The sequence below is a fragment of the Empedobacter brevis NBRC 14943 = ATCC 43319 genome, from assembly GCF_000382425.1.
In the GTDB taxonomy this organism is placed as follows: domain Bacteria; phylum Bacteroidota; class Bacteroidia; order Flavobacteriales; family Weeksellaceae; genus Empedobacter; species Empedobacter brevis.
Map to the genome: position 1 here is coordinate 27149 of NZ_KB908301.1, position 23624 is coordinate 50772.

Annotated in this window: 22 protein-coding genes; 18 read left to right on the top strand and 4 right to left on the bottom strand. The window is 33.4% G+C overall.

Annotation, left to right across the window (positions count from 1 at the left end):
- Positions 1–92: 92 nt before the first annotated feature.
- The 9 genes from purC (at position 93) to purD (ending at position 9869) form a co-directional block, all read left to right on the top strand.
- A complete protein-coding gene (gene purC / locus H277_RS0114675) occupies positions 93–815 on the top strand; it encodes a phosphoribosylaminoimidazolesuccinocarboxamide synthase (RefSeq protein ID WP_019976371.1) in 723 nt (240 codons plus the stop codon).
- Positions 816–833: 18 nt separating this feature from the next.
- Positions 834–2339 (top strand): amidophosphoribosyltransferase, encoded by a 1506-nt coding sequence (gene purF / locus H277_RS0114680; protein ID WP_019976372.1) that lies wholly within the window; start codon positions 834–836, stop codon positions 2337–2339.
- A gap of 118 nt (positions 2340–2457) precedes the next feature.
- Complete coding sequence (locus H277_RS0114685; protein ID WP_019976373.1) at positions 2458–2721, top strand: four helix bundle protein; 264 nt, start codon at positions 2458–2460, stop codon at positions 2719–2721.
- 27 nt (positions 2722–2748) lie between these two features.
- On the top strand, positions 2749–3741 hold the full coding sequence (gene purM, locus H277_RS0114690; protein WP_019976374.1) for a phosphoribosylformylglycinamidine cyclo-ligase: 993 nt from the start codon (positions 2749–2751) through the stop codon (positions 3739–3741).
- Positions 3742–3872: 131 nt separating this feature from the next.
- Positions 3873–5552, top strand: coding sequence for an AAA family ATPase (locus H277_RS0114695; RefSeq protein WP_019976375.1), 1680 nt, complete (start codon positions 3873–3875; stop codon positions 5550–5552).
- A 131-nt stretch (positions 5553–5683) separates the two neighbouring features.
- Positions 5684–6184, top strand: coding sequence for an FKBP-type peptidyl-prolyl cis-trans isomerase (locus H277_RS0114700; RefSeq protein ID WP_019976376.1), 501 nt, complete (start codon positions 5684–5686; stop codon positions 6182–6184).
- Between the two features lie 160 nt (positions 6185–6344).
- Positions 6345–6905 (top strand): phosphoribosylglycinamide formyltransferase, encoded by a 561-nt coding sequence (gene purN, locus H277_RS0114705; protein WP_019976377.1) that lies wholly within the window; start codon positions 6345–6347, stop codon positions 6903–6905.
- An 87-nt stretch (positions 6906–6992) separates the two neighbouring features.
- Positions 6993–8504, top strand: a complete 1512-nt coding sequence (purH, locus tag H277_RS0114710; protein WP_019976378.1) for a bifunctional phosphoribosylaminoimidazolecarboxamide formyltransferase/IMP cyclohydrolase — start codon at positions 6993–6995, stop codon at positions 8502–8504.
- Between the two features lie 81 nt (positions 8505–8585).
- A complete protein-coding gene (purD, locus tag H277_RS0114715) occupies positions 8586–9869 on the top strand; it encodes a phosphoribosylamine--glycine ligase (protein WP_019976379.1) in 1284 nt (427 codons plus the stop codon).
- 52 nt (positions 9870–9921) lie between these two features.
- Here purD and H277_RS0114720 read toward each other — a convergent pair whose 3' ends face one another.
- The 3 genes from H277_RS0114720 to H277_RS0114730 are packed head-to-tail and all read right to left on the bottom strand — an operon-like array spanning position 9922 to position 11514.
- Positions 9922–10308, bottom strand: coding sequence for a hypothetical protein (locus H277_RS0114720; protein WP_019976380.1), 387 nt, complete (start codon positions 10306–10308; stop codon positions 9922–9924).
- Positions 10308–10529, bottom strand: coding sequence for a VF530 family protein (locus H277_RS0114725; RefSeq protein ID WP_019976381.1), 222 nt, complete (start codon positions 10527–10529; stop codon positions 10308–10310). Before H277_RS0114725 ends, H277_RS0114720 begins: the two co-directional genes overlap by 1 nt.
- A 40-nt stretch (positions 10530–10569) precedes the next feature.
- Positions 10570–11514 (bottom strand): ADP-ribosylglycohydrolase family protein, encoded by a 945-nt coding sequence (locus H277_RS0114730; protein WP_019976382.1) that lies wholly within the window; start codon positions 11512–11514, stop codon positions 10570–10572.
- A 208-nt stretch (positions 11515–11722) separates the two neighbouring features.
- On the opposite strand from H277_RS0114730, the gene H277_RS0114735 reads away from it, so the two are divergent.
- From H277_RS0114735 to H277_RS0114755, 5 genes are all read left to right on the top strand, one after another.
- Entirely contained in the window at positions 11723–12610 is an 888-nt protein-coding gene (locus H277_RS0114735; RefSeq protein ID WP_019976383.1) for a DnaJ C-terminal domain-containing protein, read from the top strand.
- A gap of 4 nt (positions 12611–12614) precedes the next feature.
- Positions 12615–12872: a chaperone modulator CbpM gene (locus tag H277_RS0114740; protein WP_019976384.1), complete on the top strand. Its 258-nt coding sequence runs from the start codon at positions 12615–12617 to the stop codon at positions 12870–12872.
- Positions 12873–12939: 67 nt separating this feature from the next.
- Positions 12940–13854, top strand: a complete 915-nt coding sequence (rlmF, locus tag H277_RS0114745) for a 23S rRNA (adenine(1618)-N(6))-methyltransferase RlmF (protein WP_019976385.1) — start codon at positions 12940–12942, stop codon at positions 13852–13854.
- Positions 13855–13968: 114 nt separating this feature from the next.
- Positions 13969–14463, top strand: a complete 495-nt coding sequence (locus H277_RS0114750) for a c-type cytochrome (protein ID WP_019976386.1) — start codon at positions 13969–13971, stop codon at positions 14461–14463.
- Positions 14464–14536: 73 nt separating this feature from the next.
- Positions 14537–15667, top strand: a complete 1131-nt coding sequence (locus tag H277_RS0114755) for a carboxypeptidase-like regulatory domain-containing protein (protein ID WP_019976387.1) — start codon at positions 14537–14539, stop codon at positions 15665–15667.
- Positions 15668–15697: 30 nt separating this feature from the next.
- Here the strand turns inward: H277_RS0114755 and H277_RS0114760 are convergent, their stop codons facing one another.
- The gene (locus tag H277_RS0114760) at positions 15698–16777 is read right to left on the bottom strand and encodes a TerC family protein (RefSeq protein WP_019976388.1); all 1080 of its coding nucleotides are present in this window, start codon (positions 16775–16777) and stop codon (positions 15698–15700) included.
- 110 nt (positions 16778–16887) lie between these two features.
- Here H277_RS0114760 and H277_RS19830 point away from each other — a divergent pair, with 110 nt between their 5' ends.
- The 4 genes from H277_RS19830 (at position 16888) to lon (ending at position 23564) form a co-directional block, all read left to right on the top strand.
- Positions 16888–18636 carry a glycoside hydrolase family 3 protein gene (locus H277_RS19830; RefSeq protein ID WP_051094549.1) on the top strand — a complete coding sequence of 583 codons (1749 nt, stop codon included), beginning with the start codon at positions 16888–16890 and terminating at the stop codon, positions 18634–18636.
- A 2-nt stretch (positions 18637–18638) separates the two neighbouring features.
- Entirely contained in the window at positions 18639–19769 is a 1131-nt protein-coding gene (locus tag H277_RS19835) for a serine hydrolase domain-containing protein (protein WP_081623238.1), read from the top strand.
- Positions 19770–19792: 23 nt separating this feature from the next.
- On the top strand, positions 19793–20929 hold the full coding sequence (gene bshA, locus H277_RS0114770) for an N-acetyl-alpha-D-glucosaminyl L-malate synthase BshA (RefSeq protein ID WP_019976391.1): 1137 nt from the start codon (positions 19793–19795) through the stop codon (positions 20927–20929).
- Positions 20930–21125: 196 nt separating this feature from the next.
- Positions 21126–23564, top strand: coding sequence for an endopeptidase La (lon, locus tag H277_RS0114775; RefSeq protein ID WP_019976392.1), 2439 nt, complete (start codon positions 21126–21128; stop codon positions 23562–23564).
- The last annotated feature ends 60 nt before the right edge of the window (positions 23565–23624 follow it).

A 23624-nucleotide genomic window follows, 5' to 3' on the forward strand; every position in this document is an offset into this window, starting at 1 on the left:
AACACGTTAATTTTCAAACAAAACAAACAAAAGGAAGTGGACTTTTTCATTTCAAACAAAACAAAAAAACAACGTTTTAACAACAAACAACGATGAGCTTAACAAAAAAGGACTTCATTTACGAAGGAAAAGCAAAACAAGTTTATTCAACAGAGGAAGCAGACAAAGTAATAGTTTATTACAAAGATGATGCGACAGCATTTAATGCACAAAAGCGTGGAACTGTTGAAGACAAAGGAGAAATGAACAACAAAATTTCGACTTTAATTTTCAACTATTTGATTGAGAAAGGAGTTAAAACTCATTTTATTGAGCAGTTGAATGATCGTGAGCAATTGGTGAAAAAAGTCTCTATCATTCCAATTGAAATGGTTGTGCGCAACTATGTTGCGGGTTCTATGGCTCAACGTTTAGGATTAGAAGAAGGAGGAAAATCTCCGGTTACAATCTTTGATATCTGTTACAAAAAAGATGAATTAGGAGATCCATTAATCAATGATCATCATGCAGTACTATTAGGAGCAGCAACCTATGATGAATTAAAAGAAATGTATGCACAAACTGATGTAATTAATGAAGCATTAAAGGAATTATTTTTAAAAGCAGGATTAATTTTAGCTGATTTTAAAATTGAATTTGGTAAAGATGTTGATGGTAACATCATTTTAGCAGATGAAATTTCTCCGGATACATGTCGTTTGTGGGATGTTGAAACAGGTAAGAAATTAGATAAAGACCGTTTTCGCCGCGATTTAGGTGATGTGTCGGAGGCTTATCATGAAGTATATAACCGTTTGTCAGAAGTTTTAAAATAATCATTTTTTTCATTCGAAATGATTGATAAAAAATTACATAAAAATCAATTGAAAGCTGAGTATTTAAAGAATTTCTATCAACGAAATTTATTCAAAAAATACGCAGTTGACACTGTAGATAGTGTCAATGAAGAGTGTGGTGTTTTTGGAGTATACTCTCCTCGAAATATCAACACATATTCTATTGCACAATTTGGTTTATTTGCGCTTCAGCACCGTGGTCAGGAAGCGTGTGGTGTTTCTTTCTTGAAAGATGGAAATATCAAAACAGTGAAAAAAACAGGTTTGGTATTGGATGTTTTCAAGACCATGGAGTCTGAAATTGAAGAATACCAAGGAAATGCTGCGATTGGGCATACACGTTATACAACTGCCGGAGGTGGAAGTCGTCGTAATATTCAACCATTGTACACTTACAATATCTATGGAAAACCTCATTTCTCTATTGCACACAACGGGAATTTGATCGAAGTGGAACAGTTGCGAACTGAATTGGAAGCAGAAGGATTGCCATTTTTAGCAACTTCGGATACGGAAGTCTTGTTGCGTTCTATTCAAAAATATTCGCATTTAGATATAGTAGAAGCAATTCAGAAAGGGACAGAGAAGGTAAAAGGAGCTTATTCGGTTTTATTATTAGCAAACAATCAGATGGCTGCTTTTCGTGATCCAAATGGAATTCGTCCATTGTGTTTAGGTAAATTAGATGATGCGTATGTTTTTTGTTCTGAGACGTGTGCATTAGATGCTGTTGGAGCTGAATTTATTCGTGATGTAGAACCAGGAGAATTGATTGTGGTGAACGAAGAAGGGTTGAAATCGTATTCATTAAATCAACCCAAACATCGTAATATTTGTGCATTTGAGTACATCTATTTTGCGCGTCCTGATTCGAATATTGAAGGAAATGAAATCTATGATTTACGGGTAGAATCTGGTCGGAAATTATATGAACAATCTCCGGTTGATGCAGATATTGTAATTGGTGTTCCGGATTCCGGAATTCCTTCTGCAATCGGATATTCAGAAGCTTCCGGAATTCCTTACGAACCAATCTTGATTAAAAATCGTTATATGTCGCGTTCGTTTATCGTTCCTTCTCAGGAAATGCGCGAACGTGTAGTGAATTTGAAATTGAATCCAATCAAAGAAAAAATCAAAGGAAAACGTTTGGTTGTATTAGATGATTCGATTGTACGTGGAACAACTTCAAAACTTTTAATCAAAATTTTGAAAGAAGCCGGCGCAAAAGAAATTCATTTCCGTTCTGCTTCTCCACCGATTATAGCGCCTTGTTATTTAGGAATTGATATGCCTTCAAAAGCAGATTTAATTTCAGGAAATAAATCAATTAAGGAAGTTGAAGAATATTTGAATGTCGATTCGTTGGATTTCTTAACCGTTGATAATTTAATTGATTTGTTAGGAAGTAAAGAACATTGTTTTGGATGTTTTACAGAAAAATATCCGGTAAATTATTCTAATAAAGAATGTGAAGGAGTTAAACCTTTGCATATTGACTAGTTAATTATTAATTATAAATGATGAATTATGGCGAATATTTTGAAAGAAAAATCTTTTGATTTAGCTTTAAGCATCATTCAATTATCAAAAAAATTACAAAGTAAGTAATGAATATGTTTTGAGTAAACAACTTTTAAGAAGTGGTACAGCTATTGGTGCTTTAGTTAGAGAATCTCAGAACGCTGAAAGTTCTAAAGATTTTATACATAAATTATCAATTGCTCAAAAAGAATGTGATGAAACACTTTATTGGTTAGAATTATTATTTAAAAGTAATTATATTGAAGAAAAATTATTTTATAAAATATATAAAGATTGTATCGAAGTGCTTAAATTATTGAAAAGTATCATTCTAACAAGTAAACAAAAACTAAATTCATAATTCATCATTATCAAATCATAATTAAAAATGAGCAATACATATAAACAAGCCGGAGTAGATAAGGAAGAAGGTTATCAAACGGTATCGAAAATTAAGAAGGCAGTTGCAGCAACACACAATGAAAATGTGTTGAATGGAATTGGAAGTTTTGGTGCATTTTATCAATTAGGAGGATATAAAAATCCTGTATTGGTATCAGGAACTGATGGAGTAGGAACGAAACTACGTGTCGCTTTAGATTCTAAAGTTTATGATACTGTTGGTATCGATTGTTTTGCGATGTGTGCAAATGATATTTTGTGTCACGGAGCAAAACCATTATTTTTCTTAGATTATTTAGCTTGTGGAAAGTTAGATTCTGATATTGCAGCAGAAATTGTTGGTGGAATAGCACAAGCATGTAAAGAAACAGGAACTGCATTAATTGGAGGTGAAACTGCCGAAATGCCGGGGATGTACCAAGTAGGTGATTATGATGTTGCAGGATTTTGTGTTGGAGTTGTTGAGCGTGACGAAATTATAGATGGATCGAAAATAAAAGCCGGACAAACAATTATAGCTTTACCTTCAAGCGGATTCCATTCAAATGGATTTTCGTTGATTCGTAAAATATTCCCTGATTTTAATGAAGAATTTGAAGGAAAACCTTTGTTCGAAACATTATTAGTTCCAACAAAATTATATCAAAATGATATCTTTAAAATCAAAGATGCCGAAATCGAAATGTCTGGAATTGCTCATATTACAGGAGGCGGATTAATCGAAAATGTTCCTCGTATTATAAATGACGGATTAACAGCTGTAATTGAAAAAGCAAAAATACATGTTCCGACAGTGATGCAGGAATTAGCAAAACGAGGAAATATTGCTGAAGAAGAAATGTTTGGAACATTTAACATGGGTGTGGGTATGGTTGTTATCGTTGACCAAACTGATGCTGAAAAAGTATTGAATATTATTGATGGAAGTGCAGTGATTGGAGAAATTCAAGAGGGTGCTGACAAAATTATATTGAAATAGTAGATTAAATAGTTTAAGAAAGTCGGATAAGTTGATTCTTATCCGGCTTTTTTATTTATCCTTTCTTTACTTCATTCAATCTTCGTATCTTTGTCATCCATTCAAAAAAACTTCAAATTCATTCATAAGTTATGCAACAATCAAAGGCTTTGGCAATTCTAAAATCTGGCCGAAATGTATTTTTAACAGGTTCTGCCGGTGCCGGAAAAACTTATGTACTTAATCAATACATCAATTACCTTAAACAACACGGAATTCCTGTTGCGATTACGGCTTCTACAGGAATTGCGGCCACGCATATGAACGGGCAAACCATACATTCATGGGCTGGAATTGGAATAAAAGATTATGTCTCTGATCGGTATTTGGCATCACTTCGAGATAAAAAGTATTTCCGAGATAAAATGGATAAAGTAAAAGTCCTGATTATCGACGAGATTTCGATGTTGCACCGGAACCAGTTGGATGCGGTTGACTATGTATTGAAATTCTTTAAACAAAATGATGAGCCTTTTGGAGGAGTTCAAGTGATTTTTTCAGGAGATTTTTTTCAGTTGCCTCCCATTGGAGAAGAGTGGGAAGAATCGAAAGATAAGTTTTGTTTTATGTCAGATGCCTGGGTGCAATCTAAAGTCCATATCTGCTATTTGACTGAGCAATATCGTCAAACAAATAATGCGTTAAACGATATCTTAAATGAAATTCGTTCGGGACATATTTCTCAAAAAACAGTCGATTTACTAGAATCCCGAATCGAATATTTTATGGATGAAATTGATTCGCAAACACGCTTATACACACATAATATGGATGTAGACAGAATCAATAAAGGTCAATTGATTAATATTGATTCTTCTTCCAAAACATTTGAAGCAAAAGTAGCCGGAAATCCTGCACTAGTAGAAGTGTTGAAAAAATCTGTTTTAGCAGAAGAGGTTTTAGAACTTAAGATAGGAGCGAAAGTAATGTTCGTTCGAAATAATTTTGAAGTTGGTTTTGTAAACGGAACACTAGGAAATGTTTCGGGGTATACAGAAAAAAATGAACCAATTATCAGAACGCAGGATGGAGAATTCTTTGTTGCAAAGCCAGAAACCTGGGCAATTGAGGATGAAAGCGGAAAAGCATTGGCTTCATTTACTCAAGTTCCGTTGCGTTTAGCTTGGGCAATAACGATTCATAAATCACAAGGAATGACTTTAGATTCAGCTTTTATAGATTTATCAAAAGCTTTTGAAAAAGGACAAGGGTATGTTGCACTTTCACGTTTAAGAGATTTGAATTCGCTGATGTTACATGGCTTAAATCAAACAGCCTTAGAAATTGATTCGCTGGCAATGAAAGCAGACAAACGTTTTCAGGTATTATCGAATGAAGTGGATGAATTTTTAGACGAAAAAGAATTGCAAAATTCTTGGGCAGCATTTATTCGATATTCAGGAGGAACACTAGATAAAAAGCAGATTGCAAAGAATATCGAAAAAAATAAAACCAAAGAGAAAGGACAAAAAAAATCGACTTATGAAATCACTTTAGGATATGTAAAAGAAGGTTTGTCTTTGGAGCAGATAGCAGAAAAACGAGGTTTAACAACTTCAGCAATTGTAGATCATATTGGAAAAATAAAGGAAATTGAGCCAAATTTAGATTATTCAAAATTTAAACCTTCTGACAAAATTCTTGATAAAGTTCGTTTTGCTTATAGTGAAATCGAATTTGAAGAGAATAAAGTTTTAAAACCAATTTACGATTACTACAATGGTGAAATTGGTTATGAAGACATCAAAAAAGCATTACTTTTCATTGATTAAAATAGATTATTGTCAGTTCGAAAATCTAAATAACTGACAAAATTGGTTAAATTATTCGAAAGGAATAATTGTTGTTAAAAGATAAGTATTAAAAATGAACGCTTTTTTAAAGCATCCATAATTTACAATTTATGTCAATAGAAAACAACAATGTAGTTTCAGTAAACTACTCATTACATACCATCGAAGCGAATGGTGAAAAAGTATTTGTAGAACAATCAAATGCACAAGAACCATTAACTTTTTTATTCGGAGCCGGAATGATGATTCCAAAATTTGAGGAAGAATTAAAAGGATTAACTATCGGAGAAACAAAATCTTTTGTAATTACTCCGCAAGAAGGATATGGAGAACGCAATGAAGAAGCTGTGGCTCAATTACCTTTAGAAATGTTCAAAGAATCCGGATTACCTCCTGTCGGAGCTATTTTACCTTTAACAGATGACGCTGGAAATCAATTCCGTGCATCAGTTGTTGAGGTAACGGATGCTGCAGTAATAGCAGATTTAAATCCTCCTATGGCTGGGAAAACGTTAGAATTTGAGGTTGAAATCTTAAATGTACGTCCTGCAACAGAAGAAGAGTTGTCTCATGGACATGCACATGGAGTTGATGGAACTCAAGGTCACTAAAAAATATTTTCAAAAGGCTATTTCGATAAGAGATGGCCTTTTTTGTTTTTAATTGTGAATAAATCATTAATAAATAGATTAAATCCAAGTTATATTTTTATACCTTCCTCCAACTAAAATCTTATCTTTGTAAAACAAACAAGATTACTTACAAACAAACATGAAAATAGCTGTATTTGTTTCCGGTGGCGGAACAAATCTTCAAAATATTATTGATGCAGTTGAAGAAGGAACTTTACCAAATGTCGAAATTTCGATGGTAATGGCAGACCGCGACTGTTATGCAATAGAGCGTTCGTTGGATAAAGATATCCGAACGTATGTGTTAGACCGAAAAACTTTTTCGGAAGATGCTGAACATAATTTAGAAGGAGAGGAAATCGACTTAATTGTTTTAGCAGGTTTTTTAACCATATTAACGCCGGAATTTACTTCAAAATGGGGTTCAAAAATGATCAATATTCATCCTGCATTATTACCAAAATTCGGAGGAAAAGGAATGTATGGCGCTAAAGTTCATCAAGCTGTTTTAGAAGCTGGAGAAAAGACATCAGGAGCAACAGTACATTATGTAACTGCTGGTGTAGATGAAGGGCAAATCATATGTCAAGGAACTTTTGAGATAGAAGCAGGTGATGAAGTAGCAGATTTACAACGTAAGGTTGCTGAGGTAGAAAGCAAAATCTATATTCAGGCCATCAAACAAATTAGCGAAGCATAAATAGAAAATGCCTCAATGTTTTATACATTGAGGTTTTTCATTTCCGATAATATATAAACAAACAATAAACTTTAAAACTAAAACAAAATGCAAAAACAAGCGCTAATCAGTGTTTCGGACAAGTCGAACTTGTTAGAATTTGCAAAATTCTTGGTTGATCAAGATTATAAAATCTTATCAACCGGAGGAACATACAAACATTTACAAGAGAACGGAATTGAAGTGACTGAAGTAAAAGATGTCACTGGTTTTCCTGAAATTTTAGATGGTCGCGTTAAGTCTTTACATCCAGCAATTCACGGAGGAATAATGGCTCGTCGTTCTGATGAAAACCATATGACAACGATTGCTGAACATGGAATTAATCCAATTGATATCGTCATTGTTAACCTTTACCCTTTCTTTGAAAAGATGAACACGGGGCTTTCTGAAGCAGAAATGATTGAATTTATTGACATAGGAGGACCTTCAATGTTACGCTCTTCCGCAAAGAACTTTTATGATGTAACTGTTGTAACTGATGTCAACGATTATGAAGTTGTGATGAATGAAATTCGCGAGAATGGATCAACTACAATCGAAACACGTAAATTATGCGCGGGTAAAGTATTTAATTTAACTTCTGCTTATGATGCAGCAATTTCAACTTATCTTTTAGATGAAGATTTTCCTCAATTTTTAGAATCTTCTTATGAAAAAGTAATGGATTTGCGTTATGGAGAAAATCCACATCAAAAAGCAGCTTATTACGTAGATAAAACGAAAAACGGAGCAATGAAAGATTTCGAATATTTACAAGGGAAAGAACTTTCTTTCAATAATATTCGTGACATGGATTTAGCTTACAAAGTAGTTTCAGAATTTGAAGAAACAACTTGTTGTGCAGTTAAGCATTCAACGCCTTGTGGAGTGGCAATAGGAGAAAATGTTTTGGAAGCTTATGAAAAAGCTTACGAGTGTGATCCAATGTCAATTTTCGGTGGAATTATTGCTTTCAATAGAGAAGTAGATGGGAAAACGGCTGTTGAATTGAACAAAATTTTCTTAGAAATTATCATTGCTCCCTCTTTTACTGAGCAGGCTCTAGAGATTTTTAAACAAAAGAAAAACTTGCGTATTATTAAAGTGAAAAATCCCGTTTCGGATAAAGTAACGTACGTAAAAGTTGATGGAGGATTAATTGTTCAATCGACAGATAACCAATTTTCAACAGATCTTAAAGTTGTAACAAATACTCAACCAACAGATCGTCAAATGACAGATTTAGTTTTTGCTCAAAAAATCGTCAAATGGGTAAAATCTAATGCGATTGTGGTTGCGACAAATGGCCAAGCTTATGGAATCGGTGGTGGACAAACCAATCGTATTTGGGCAGCTCAACAAGCAGTTGCACGTGCAAAAGAGAAAGTAGAAGAAGATTTAGTATTGGCTTCGGATGCATTTTTCCCTTTCCGTGACGTGGCAGATTTTGCAGCCGAGAATGGAATAAAAGCAATTATTCAGCCAGGAGGATCAATCAAAGATCAGGAGTCGATAGATGCTTGTGATGAACGTGGGATTCCTATGGTTTTCACAGGTATGAGACATTTTATGCACTAAAAATCAAGAGATAGGTTTGAGGTTATGAGTTGAAAAATAATTCATAACTTCAAAATTATTTTAATAATTTAAACAATACGAATGAATAATATATCCCAAAACTCAAAACTCAAAACTCAAATTCTCATTATCGGTTCTGGTGGTCGTGAACACGCTATCGGTTGGAAATTTGCTGAAGATTTCAAACAAAAAGGACAAGATTTGGAATTATTTTTTATTCCAGGGAATGGAGGAACGGCTCAAATAGGGACAAATGTTTCTGTTTCGTCGATTGAAGACATGAAAGATTTTGCAAAAGAAAATAAAATTGATTTAACTTTTGTAGGCCCTGAAGCTGAATTATCAGAGGGAATCGTTGACATTTTCCAAAAAGAAAATCTAAAGGTTTTTGGTCCTCATAAATCTGCAGCGCAATTAGAAGCTTCCAAAGCTTTTGCGAAAGATTTTATGGATAAATATGGTGTAAAAACAGCAAAATACAAGAATTTTCAAGGACCTATGCTGGCGATTGATTATTTGAAAGAACAAGAGTATCCTATTGTTGTAAAAGCTTCAGGTTTAGCAGCAGGAAAAGGAGTCATTATTTGCCAGGATTTCGAAGAAGCAAAGCAAGCCGTATTGGAAATCATGGAAGATAAAACTTTTGGTGATGCTGGAAACGAAGTGGTTATTGAAGAATATTTAGAAGGTTTTGAAGCGTCTATTTTATCTTTTTTTAATGGAAAAAAAATTGTTCCGTTTGTTCCAGCAAAAGACCATAAGAAGATAGGTGAAGGAGAAACTGGTTTGAATACCGGTGGAATGGGAGTGATAGCTCCAAATCCGTTATTCACTGAAGAACATTTCAAAATGTTTGAAGAAGAAATTATGGAACCTACTAAATGTGGGTTAATCAAGGAAGGGTTAGAATTCTCGGGCGTAATTTTCTTTGGACTAATGATAACAACGAAAGGAGTTTATTTGTTAGAATATAATCTTCGTATGGGAGATCCGGAAACACAAACGACTTTACCTTTATTGGAAAACGATTTATTCGAAGTAGTGGATAAGACGATTAAAGGTGAAGATTTTGAGTTGAGTTTCAAAAATCAACATGCGTGTTGCGTCGTGATGGTTTCAGGAGGATATCCTGGAAATTACGACAAAGGTTTCGAAATTCGCGGACTAGAAAATGTTACTTGTCCTAACTTTATAGCCGGAGCTATGTTATCAGGAGACGAAATGGTAACTTCGGGTGGTCGTGTTATTAATATAGTCGGATTGGGAAATACATTAGATGAAGCGCGTGAAAAAGCGTATGAAAACATCAAGAAAGTACATTTCGATTACGAATATTACCGTAATGATATCGGAGTCATCCAATAAAAATTTCAGTTTATATAAATAAAAAATAGGTTCCATAGAACCTATTTTTTATTTATTCTGAAAATTCGATGTGATAAACATCGCTTTTATTTCGTTTTATTTTTCTGTATTCAAATCCACCGGCTTGCGGAATAATTTCGACTAAATCAAATGATTTACAACTTTTTGGTAAACCATTAAAAATTAATGTAAAGTAAAGAGAAGACCCTTCTTCAATATAAGTCCAATTCGGATACATGGTAATTCCTTCTACAAAGACCAATTGACAACGTTTTCTGGATTGATTATCAATAATAAAAGTTGAAGGCCAAATACGTGCTGCATTCGCATACTCGTCCGCATTCATACAACAATGTATAATGACTTGACTTTCTTCTTCTATAGTTGTTAACAGTTCAGAATCAATATAAATTTTTTCTTTAGGAATTGTCATATTCATTATTTTGCAATTTTTTTGATATACAATTCTTCCACTTTTTTCCGGGCCCAATCCGTTTTTCTAAGAAATTTCAAAGATGATTTCAAGCTTGGATTATCATTAAAACATCTGATATTGATTTGATTTCCCAAACCTTCCCAACCACCATAATAAATCACCAATTCTTCGATAATATCATCTAATCGTTTTCCGTGTAATGGATTATTTTTTTGACTTTCCATTCTGCAAAATTACGAAAATGTTTTGGTGATATTGATGAGATTAATACTCATATTTTTTTTCCAGTTGCTCCGCTAACTTGAGAATATCATTTACGCGAGCCAATTGTTCAATCCAATGAGTAGGAATTGTCTCTGTTCCATAAAAAATACCAGCGATGCCTCCTGCAATACAGGCAATTGTGTCAGTGTCATGTCCTAAGTTTACAGCTTTCAAAACACAATCTTTATATGAGCTGGTATGCAATAAACACCAAATAGATGCTTCTAAACTGTGAATAACATAACCAGTAGACTGAATTTCATTGTGAGTCAAATCAATTAATTGACCACTTAAAATTCGTTCAAAATAAGGAAACTCATTCTTATACAATTCATTTTCTTCTAAAAATAATTTTAACCAGAAATTTGTATTCAAATATGCTTCTTCGAGATTTTCTGCATCCAATACATTTAAAGCAAATTCAATGTAATAAATGCAAGCCAATACCGATCGATTGTGTGCATGTGTAATAGAAGAAACTTCTTTTACGATTTCGCAACGTTCATCAATTGATAAATCTTTTGTAAAGACTGCTAAAGGTAAAATCCGCATCAATGCTCCATTTCCATTATCAGATTCATCTTTTGAACCTGCTTCGATAGGATTTTTTACGACACGTAAACGGTTAATTGCTTTTCGTGTAGCAATTCCAACATCAAAAACTTCTCCGTCCGCTGTCCAGTACCCTTCGTGCATCCACATCTGAAATTTTTCTCCAATATCATTGACATCGTATCCATTGCAAAGTGATTCGACTAAACAAAACATCATCGAACTGTCATCAGAAAAAGTTCCGGGAGGCATATTGTAAGTCCCGTAACCAATCATATCTGTCACAGGATTTATTTGTAATTCCTGCCTGCTTTTAAATTCAACAGGAACACCTAAAGCATCACCAACGGCAGAACCGATTAATATATTTTTTGAAAAATTTCGTCTATTCATCTTCTAGTTTTATAAATGAAAAATACTTGTTTTTTTTGAATATTTACAAATTAATTTCAATGTTTTATGAATTAATCATAATAAATTTATTTATGAAAGATTGAATATTTAAAAAAACACAAAAATAAGAAAGTCTAAGCCGTATTGTCAGTTGTAGTAAAATTGGAACTGATTTTGATTAAATTAGGAGGAAAACTTATAAATTACTATGGCTTTTATAGATTATTATACAACATTAGGTCTGCAAAAGACTGCAACACAAGATGAGATAAAAAAAGCTTATCGGAAATTGGCTCGTAAGTATCACCCGGATCTTAATCCAAATAATGAGGAAGCTGCTCAAAAATTTAAGGAATTAAATGAAGCGAACGAAGTGTTAAGCGATTCGGAAAAACGTAAAAAATATGATAAGTACGGAGAGAATTGGCAACATGGAGAAGAATATGAGAAAGCTCGTCAACAGCAGCAACATTATCAATATAATGATGTTAACGGAGCAGAAGGTTTTGATGATTTTGATGGGTATTCAGATTTTTTTAGTTCAATGTTTGGACGTGAAGGAAGAAGTCGCTCAACGGGATATAAAGGACAGGATGTAAATGCCAGTTTGACACTGAACTTAACAGACACGTTAACATCACATCAACAAACTTTTACAGTAAATGGGAAGAATATTCGAATTACAATTCCTGCAGGTGTAGAAGACGGACAAACGATTAAGATAAAAGGTCACGGAGGAAAAGGATACAACAATGGCCCTAATGGAGATTTGTATATTACCTTTCATATTGAGAATAATACAAAATTTGAAGTGAACGGAGCAGATTTGTCGACAACAGTTGAGATTGATTTATATGACTCGATTTTAGGTGGTGAAGCGATGATTGATACGCTTTCTGGAAAAGTAAAAGTTCCGATTAAAGAAGGAACAGAAAACAATAAAAAGGTAAAATTGAAAGGAAAAGGTTTACCCATTTATAAGAAAGACAACCAATTTGGAGATTTGTATGTCACTTTTTCGGTAAAAATACCAACGAATTTATCTGCCGAAGAAAAAGAGTTATTCGAGAAATTACGTTCAATTAAAAAAGCTTAAAACCATGAAAAATATAACGATATCAGTTGTTCAGTATTGTCAATATCATCAGATTGAACCTCAGTTTGTAATCGATTTGTATAAAAATGATTTGGTTGTTTTGCATGAACATAACCAAGAATATTTTATTGAAGAAGATGATTTAAAATTAATTGAGCGGTTTATTCAATTTCACTACGAATTAGGGGTAAATTTAGAGGGATTAGAAGTGATTCATCATTTGTTGAAACAGATTGAAACATTACAAAAACAACGAAAATAAACGAAATCAAAAACAACCTTTGCTGAAAAATGCAAAGGTTGTCTTATTTTTGCATAAATAGTTTTGTATGGATACTCCCGAAAAGAAGAGTAAATTGAAAAAATTACATTCGCGCAACCGTCATTTAGCGCCTTATAATTTCGAAAAATTGTGCGCTGTTTATCCGCCACTTTCTAAATATATTAAACCGAATAAAGAGAATGAACCAACAATCAATTTTTCTGATAGAGATGCTGTAAAAGCATTAAATAAAGCTTTGCTAAAAACCTATTATGATATTGATTATTGGGAATTGCCAAAAGATAATCTGTGTCCGCCAATTCCTGGTAGAGCCGATTATATCCATTATGTTGCGGACATTTTGGGAGAAAGTTATGATGGTGTAATTCCAAGAGGAAAAGAAGTGAAAGTACTGGATGTTGGTGTTGGTGCGAACTGTATTTATCCGATTATTGGAAACTATGAGTACGACTGGAATTTTGTTGGAGCAGAATTGGATTACGCATCTTTTAAAAATGCAGAAGAAATCGTGAAGAAAAATGCACGATTACGCAATAAAGTTGAGATTAGAATGCAATTTAATCCAAACAATATTTTCAAAAATATTATTAAACAAGGTGAAAAGTTTGATATTACAATTTGTAATCCACCTTTTTTCAGATCAAATCAAGAGGTGATGGAACAGACAATGCGTAAGCTGAAAAACTTGGGCCAAAAAACGGATCAAAAACCTGTTCAAAACTTTGGAGGAAACAATTCAGAGCTATGGTGCAGAGGTGGAGAACGTTTATTCATTACCAAGATGATAAAGGAAAGTGCAGAGTACAAACATCAGGTAAAATGGTTTACGACTTTGGTCTCGAAAAAAGAAAATGTTCGAATACTGGAGGGGATTTTGAAACGTGAAAAAGTAAGAGATTATCGAATTGTCAATATGCAACAAGGAAATAAAATATCGCGCTTATTGGTTTGGAGATTTTAATAACTTCATCTCAAAAATGATGAATCATTTTATTTAAAATTATTCCAAATTTATCTGAGTTGATCTTTCAATTTGATTATTGTTTTACCTTGTGTAGGCAAATAATAACACAAAATGAAGACAAGTAAAATTATAGCTTCGTTAGGAGCTCTGGCATTGATGTTTAGTATTTTTTCGTTCACAACTTCTCGTCAAATTGATGCGGGAAAAGAAATTTCAAATTCACAGTGGAAAAATCTAAAGGTTCTTCCTCAAACGATTTCAGAAGATAGTTTAAAAGGTTTGATGCGCGGGTACAATGCAGCATTAGGAGTAAAATGTAATTTTTGCCATGCTGAGAATCCTGAAACAAACAAGATAGATTTCTCTAGTGATGCAAAAAAAGAGAAAGAATTTGCACGTCATATGATTGTGATGACACGTGAGATTAATGCAAAGAATTTCAATTGGGAGAATGCAAAAAATCCTGAGATGATAAATGTTGTAACTTGTGTAATGTGTCATAGAGGAAATGAAAGTCCAACAGAATCATTAAAGCAAACGACTGAAATAAAAAGTATTGCTGAAGTTACTAAGCCATTGAAGGAAGCAACGAAGAAATCAAAATAAAAAATATTTTATGTATAAAACTCCTCCGATAGAGGAGTTTTTTTATTACCTTGTTTTTAATTAATCACGACACATGAAGTTGAAACAAGTCTATACATTGATGTTTATATTTTGTGCAAGCATACTTTATGCACAAAATGTTTTTAAAGGTATTGTAACCGATGAAGGTTCAAAACCGATTGTTCATGCCATAATTTATGTAGATGGATCAACTTTGAAAACGGAAACGGGTGAAAATGGAGAATTCGAAATTAATTTGCCAAACGGACAGTATAATCTCATTGTCAGAGCCGATTTGTTCGAGAATTTTATTCAATCTGTAGATTCTAAACAAAACCAATTCATTAAAATAACACTGGAATCCGAGAAAATTTTACTGCAGGAAACTGTTGTTCATTCAATGTCAAAAGAAGATTGGAAATATTATCTTCAGATTTTTTTAAAATTATTTTTAGGAAGTAATGAAGCTGCAAAAAAATGTAAAATCGAGAATGAAAAAGATTTACGGTTTAGCTACGACAAAACAACAAAAGAGTTAAGGGCATCGTCTAAAAATCCGCTCATCATTAAGAATAATTATTTAGGATACAAGATCGAATACGATTTGGTTGATTTTAATTTAAGTTACAAGTCTAATTATGTTTTGACGCTTGGAACAGCATTCTATACAGAACTTAAAGCCGGTACAAAACAAACTAAAAAGTGGCAGGGAAATCGTAGAAAATCGTATTTGGGTAGTGTAAATCATTTTATAAAAGCTATTTATGATAACAGATTGCAAGAAGAAGGATATGATGTGAAACGTTTAATACGGAAAGAAAATCCTGCTTATTTGAAATTTAAAGAAGAAATGTTACCAGGTGGTCGAATAGAAGGCAAAGTTCCTCCTAAAATTATAACCTATTTAGTGAATGAAAAAGTGCCGTATGATAGTTTAAAAATTACAGAAGGAAAACATCAATACCTTCATTTCAAAGGACTTTATTCAGTTGAATATACAAAAGAAAAAGAAGATATGGATTATGCTAAACAGAATGGGCAGCATTATATTTCGAATCAACTTTCAATTTTTGCATTGAAAGATGATTTGCTTAAAATAGAAGAAAACGGAACGTATTATCATCCTGCCAATCTTGTTGTTGAAGGTTATTGGAGCTGGGAAAAAATAGCAAATATGGTTCCTATGGATTATAAAATAGAATGAAAAAGGGCGCTCATTGAGCGCCCTTTTTGTTTATTTAGATGTTTCTGTTTTATTTACAATTAATGACCAAATGATTGTGGTTAATAAAACTCCGCCAATTATAGAAAGTGAAACAGTCGATTCAAAATGATAAAAAGGCATAATAATCATCTTAACTCCGATAAAACTTAAGATAATTGCTAATCCATAATGAAGTTTATTGAATTTATCCATTGAATTTGCTAATAAGAAATACAGTGAACGTAAACCTAAAATCGCAAAAATATTTGATGAATAAAGAATAAAAGGATCGTCGGGAGCAACAGCAAAAATAGCAGGGATACTATCTACAGCAAAAACTAAATCTGTGACTTCAATTACCATTAAAGCAACAAAAAGTGGTGTTGCCATTTTAATTCCGTTTTGAACACTGAAAAATTTATCTCCATCAAAATTAGGTGTTACTTTGAAAAATTTATGAACCAATTTAACCCCAAAATTTTGAGATAAATCTTGGTTTTCATCTTCCTCATTAGATTTCCATGATTTGATTCCGGCAACGATTAAGAAGAATCCGAAAAGAGTTAAAACAACATTTGGACGGAAAAATTCTTTTGTAGCAAAATTAGCATGAGTCGCTTCGTCACCTAAATTAAAATGCCAATCACCAATTGAAAATGCAGGTAAATAAGTCATTTTAATTAATTCTACTCCGGCAAAAATAAAGATTGCTCGGAAGAATAAAGCACCTAGAATTCCCCAAAACAGGACTTTATGTTGGTATTCTTTTGGTATTTTAAAGAATCCAAAAACCAGAATGAAAACGAATAGATTATCAACTGACAAAGCTTTTTCTATCCAATAAGCGGCTTGAAATTGTGAGAATTTATTGATGGCAAATGCATGCCCATCAGCTTCTTTGAAAACGAAATAAATTACACCACTAAAAATCATGGCTAAGGATATCCAGACGATTGTCCAAGTAAGTGCTTCTTTATTAGAAACAACATGTGCATTTTTGTTAAATACACCCAAATCCAGCAATAACATGATGATTACTGCGATTCCAAAAACAGTAATTAGTCCAGGATGATTTAACATACTATCCTGCACAACACTGAAAATACTCATATAATTTTTATTTAATTTGACAATTTACTATAAATTTACCAATCCTAACTGATTAGCTTTAAAAAATGTTTCTAGAAAAGAAAAAACGCACAAAATTAATTTATTCCGGTATGAAAAGAGTAGTCGCATATGTATTCTTAACAATTATTTTACCTATTGCATCAAAAGCGCAGCAAATCTCGCCATTGTATAAAGATTCTATTCAAATGAAATGGGTAGATGAGAAGTACAACGCAATGTCATTGGAAGAAAAAGTAGGTCAGTTATTTATCGTGGCAGCTTACACAAATAGAGACACAGTTCATGAAAATGATATTTTAAAATTAATTGAGCAAGAACATATAGGAGGATTGATTTTCATGCAGGACCAAGCGGTTCGCCAAATTGAATTGACAAATAAATTCCAATCAATTTCTAAAGTTCCATTATTGATTGGAATGGATGCTGAATGGGGATTGGCAATGCGTTTAAAAGACGTTGAACGTTTTCCTTGGAATATGACACTTGGCGCATTGCGAAATAATAATTTGGTGTATCAGGTTGGGAAACAGATTGGTGTACAGGCGAATAGAATGGGAGTACAGTTTAATTTTTCACCTTCTGTAGATGTGAATGTTAATCCAAATAATCCAATTATCGGTAATCGTTCTTTTGGATCTAATCCTTCTCGTGTAGCCGAAAAAGGAATTGCTTATATGGAGGGAATGCGGGCGCAGAATGTATTGTCTTCTGCTAAACATTTTCCAGGACATGGTAATACAGACCAGGATTCGCACAAGACATTGCCTTTGATTCCTGACAATAAAGCTGATTTAGAAAAATATCATATTGCTCCGTTTAAGAAAATGATTGATGCCGGAGTACAGTCGATTATGGTAGCACATTTGAATGTTCCGGCTTTAGAACCGGATGCAGGGATCCCATCTACTTTGTCGAAAAAAATTATTACAGATTATTTGAAAGGCGAATTGCAATTTAAGGGAATTGTAATTACAGATGCGTTGAATATGGATGGTGTAGCAAAAATGTTTCCTGCGGGTGATGTCGATTTCAGAGCTTTTGTTGCGGGAAATGATATTTTATTGTTCTCACAAAATGTACATGTAGGAAAACAAAAAATTATTGACGCAATAAACAAAGGAGAAATTTCTGAGGAGCGATTGGAAGAGAGTGTAAAGAAGATTTTAATGGCAAAATACATCACCGGATTGAATGAAATAAAACAATTGAATCCTGTAAATGTGTTAGAAGATTTAAATTCTGCTGAGAACTTAGCTTTAACAACATCGATTTTTGAAAAATCTTCCACAATAGTTAAGAATGAACACAAGACATTACCGATTAAAAAAATCAATCAAAAGATTGCGTTTGTTCCTCTTGAACAGAAAGATTACGAGCAGTTTCTAACTTATTTACAAAAATATACAAATGTCGAATTGGTTAAAATTGCTAACCCGACTCAAGTTAATTTATTGAATGATTATGATGTTATTATTTCAGGAGCATTTTTATCAAACGAAACAGTTTACAAACCTTATAAATTATCTGATAATTCGAAAGCAATCTTGAAAGCTTTACCAAAAGACAAAAAGAATATCTTTTCACTATTTACAAGTCCTTATGGATTAAAAGATTTGGACTTATCTAATCTGGATGCTGTTACTGTTCATTACCAGAATACAAAAGATGCACAAATTTCTGCGGCACAAGTTATTTTTGGCGCGATTGATTCAGACGGAACTTTACCTGTAGATATCAATCAACACCTGAAAGAGGGACAGGGAGTTGAGACAAAGCAGATCAAACGTTTAGGCTTTACAGCACCTGAAAATGTGAACTTAGGAAAAAAAAACTTTTAGAAATAGATCGACTTGCAGAAGATGCACTGGCAAATCATTATACACCCGGAATGCAAATTTTGGTAGCAAAAGATGGTAAAGTCGTATACGACAAGAGCTTTGGAATGCAAGATAAAAATTCGATCACAAAAGTGAAGTGGACAGATTTGTATGATGTCGCTTCTGTAACCAAGGTGACGGCAACGTTGCCTTTGTTGATGTTGGAAGTTGGTGAAGGAAAGTTAAGCCTTGACCAGACACTTGGTGAGATTGATGCAGAAGCTAAAAATTCGAATAAATCTTCTTTAAAAATCCGTGAAGTTTTGGCACATCAGGCAGGTCTGAAACCATGGATAGGTTTTTACAATGAAACGGTGGATGTCAAAAATGCCCGTTTGTATTTGGATTTTTATTCGAGAAAACAGGATGATGAACATCAAATAAAAGTAACGGACAATATTTATATTATTACTTCTATAAAAGATACGATTTACGAGGATATTTATAAATCTGCACTTGGTCGTAAAACGTATGAATATTCTGATTTGGGGTACTATATTTTCAAGAAGAAAATAGAACAAGATTTTGGAAAAGATTTAAATCAAATTGCGCAAGAAAAGTTGTATCAAAAACTAGGAATGTATAGAACAACGTTTAATCCTAAAGATAAATTCAGTTTAGAAGATATTGTTCCAACCGAATATGACAAAACGTATAGAAATCAACTGATTCATGGTTTTGTTCACGACCAGGGAGCTGCAATGATAGGAGGAATAGCCGGACATGCCGGTTTATTTTCGAATTCGATTGATATGGCAAAGTTGATGCAGATGTATTTGAATGGAGGTGAATATGGCAATGAGGTTTATTTGAAACCGGAAGTTGTAACTGAATTCACTAAACAGCAATTTCCGAAGAATCATCGTGGAGCAGGATTTGATAAAATGCAAAATGTATCTGTTAAAGGACCATCTGCCGAAAGTTTCGGCCATACAGGTTTTACAGGAACAATGGTTTGGGCTGATCCAAAATACAATATAGTTTATATTTTTCTTTCTAATCGTGTCAATGAAACTGTGGAACCAAATTATTTGTCAATAAAAAAAGTGAGAGAAAATATTCGACAAGTTATTTATGATGCAATTTTACCTTAAATTTGTCTAAATAAAAATCGCAAATGAAAATAGGAATTGTGTGCTATCCGACCTATGGAGGAAGTGGAATTGTAGCAACAGAACTGGGAATGGATTTAGCGGAAAAAGGGCATGAAGTACATTTTTTTAGTACGAATGTACCAGCAAGATTAAATATAAAATTACCAAAAATATACTTTCATCGTATTCATGTAGAAACATACCCATTGTTTCAATATCAGCCTTATGATTTGGCGTTGAGTACAATTTTGTATGACAAAGTTTTACACTATGAATTAGATTTGGTACATGTACATTACGCAATTCCGCACGCGTATGCTGCATATTTTACAAAACAAATGTTAGCGCAAAAAGGGTATAAATTACCTATTGTAACAACTTTACATGGGACAGATATTACATTGGTAGGAAAACATCCGGTGTATAAAACAGCAGTTGAATTTTCGATTAACGAATCGGATGCTGTTACCTCAGTTTCTGAAAGTTTAAAACAAGATACACTATGTGCTTTTGATATTACGAATGAAATTGAAGTTGTCCCAAACTTTATCGATAATGAACAATACTTGCCGGAAAAATGTGTGTGTTGTCGGGATAACTTTGCTCAGCCAAAAGAGAAAGTGATCTTGCATACATCTAATCTGAGAAAAGTAAAACGTATTCAGGATGTTATAGAAACATTTAATCTGATTCAGAAACAAATCCCTTCTAAATTGATCATTGCGGGGGAAGGCCCGGAATGGGAAATGGCGGATCAAATGATTCAGGAATATGGAATTCAGGATAAGGTAAAGAGTCTTGGAATGGTAAGTGATCTGAACGATGTTTTGAAAGCAGCAGATTTATTCCTTTTACCGTCAGAACAAGAAAGTTTTGGATTGGCCGCTCTTGAAGCAATGGCTGCAAGTGTTCCGGTTATTTCATCAAATGCAGGAGGAATTCCAGAAGTGAATATCGATGGAGTCACTGGGTTTGTTTGTCCTGTTGGAGATGTTGAAATGATGGCTGAAAAAGCAATTTATATCTTAGGAGATGAGAAGCGCTTGGCAGCATTTAGTCTTCAGGCAAAAGAACAAGCGATACGATTTGATAAAACAAAGATTCTTCCACAATATGAAGAACTGTATCGAAAAGTAATCGCAAAATCTAAAATCGGGTAACCCCCGATTTTTTATCTTCCTTTTAAATCGTTTGTGAAAAGCTGACAATAGATTTTATTGGCATAAGGTTTGTCTTATTTATACTCGCTTTTTGAAATGGTTGAAATCAGAATAATATCTTGTTTATTCTAACCAATTCAAAAGCTTCCGTCAGTTAAAAATAGTTTTACTGACACATTGAACGTATAAAAAAATTATGAACATAGACAATTTGTCATTAGCACAAGTAATGGAAGAAGAAATCGAATTAATTCCCTTGATGAGTAAAGACGAAGAAAGTAAGCTGAATAAGCAAGACATTTCTTCGGTATTGCCTATTTTATCATTAAGAAACACTGTCTTATTTCCGGGAGTGGTTGCTCCGATCACAGCGGGTAGAGATAAATCTATAAAACTTTTAACACAAGCATATAAAGAAGATCGTGTAATTGGCGTGCTTTCGCAAAAAGAAATTTCTGTTGAAGATCCAAATCAAGATGATTTGTATAAAATAGGAACAGTCGCTAAAATTATGCGAATGATAAAATTACCGGATGGTAACATTACGGTAATTTTACAAGGAATGAAACGTTTTAAAGTAAAGAGTTATATCACTGATGATCCATATTTTAAAGCAGAGGTAGAAATCTTAACAGAAAAAGTTCCAACTTCTCGTAACAAAGAATATCCGATTATTATCGAATCAGTTCGGGATCTGGCTTTTCAGATTGTAGAAGAAAATCCGATGTTACCTTCTGAAGCAGCTGGAGCAATTAAGAGTATTGAAAGTAACACATTTTTAATCAATTTTGTTGCGTCTAATTTGACGTTAAGCCTTGATGAAAAACAGTTGCTGTTAGAGATTTCTGACATGAAACTTCGTGCAATGGAAGTGATGCGTTTCATGAATGTTGAGCTGCAAAAGTTAGAATTGAAGAATACAATTCAAAATAAAGTTCGCAAAGAACTGGATCAACAACAGAAAGAATACTTCTTAAATCAGCAAATCAAATCAATTCAGGAAGAGTTAGGAGGAAATTCGACAGAAGAAGAAATCAATGAAATGCGTAAACGTGCTCTTACAAAAAGTTGGAGCGAGGATGTCGCAAATCATTTTGATAAAGAAATTAATCGTCTTTCTCGTCTAAATCCACAAATGCCGGAACATAATATTCAACGTAACTATTTAGAATTTATGTTGGATTTGCCATGGAATACATTGACGAAAGACAATTTTGATATTAAACATGCAAAGAAAATCTTAGACCATGACCATTATGGTTTGGAAGATGTGAAAGAACGTATTTTGGAACATCTTGCCGTTTTAAAATTGAAAGGCGATATGCGTTCACCGATTCTTTGTTTATATGGACCTCCGGGAGTTGGGAAAACATCGTTGGGAAAATCTATTTCAGAAGCGATTGGACGTAAATATGTGCGTATGTCTTTAGGTGGATTACACGATGAATCAGAGATTCGCGGCCATCGTAAAACGTATATCGGAGCGATGCCGGGACGAATTTTACAATCAATCAAAAAATCTGAATCTTCGAATCCTGTATTTGTCTTGGATGAGATTGATAAAATGACTGCAAGTGCTCATGGAGACCCTTCATCAGCGATGTTAGAGGTATTAGATCCGGAACAAAATTCAACATTTTATGATAATTTCTTAGAAGTTGGTTATGATTTGTCCAAAGTATTTTTTATTGCGACTGCAAACAACATTGGAGATATACCAAGTCCGTTGCGCGATCGTATGGAAATGATCAACATTGCAGGTTATACAATTGAAGAAAAAACAGAGATTGTAAAACGTCATCTTTTACCAAAACAATTGCTGGACCATGGTTTGAAAGAAAAAGACGTTGTATTGGGTAAAAAAGAAATTGAATATCTAATTACCGGGTACACGCGTGAGTCAGGCGTTCGTAAATTGAATCAGAAAGTAGCTAAATTAGTTCGTTCTGCAGCGAAACATATTGCATTGGAAGAAGAATTTAATGCAAAATATTCGATTGAAGATATTTCTAAAATTTTAGGACCATCCATTACACCGGATCAGTATGAGAATAATGAAGTACCTGGAGTTGTAGTAGGTTTAGCCTGGACAAGTGTCGGAGGAGATATTTTATTTATCGAATCAATTTTATCAAAAACAAAAAACGGAGGACTTTCAATTACCGGTAATTTAGGTACAGTAATGAAAGAATCTGCAACGATTGCATTGGAATACATTAAATCTCATGCAGATGAATTAGGAATTAAACCCGAAGTTTTTGAAAATTATAAAGTTCATATTCACGTTCCGGAAGGAGCAACACCAAAAGATGGGCCATCTGCGGGTATTACAATGTTGACTTCTTTAGTGTCATCTTTTACACAACGCAAAGTGAAAGCTAAACTAGCAATGACCGGAGAGATTACGCTACGAGGAAAGGTATTGCCTGTTGGTGGAATTAAAGAGAAAATTTTGGCGGCGAAACGTGCAAATATCAAAGAGATTATTTTATGCGAAGACAACCGAAAAGATATCGAAGAAATTAAAGCAGAATATGTAAAAGGAATGACGTTTCATTTTGTAAAAGAAATGAAAGAAGTTTTGGATATTGCTTTAACCAATCAAAAAGTAAAAGGAGCAAAAGTTTTAGAATAAACAAACGTATTTTTTATAGACAAAATTCATTCATTTGAGGTAGTAGTGGTCAGAGAAAAT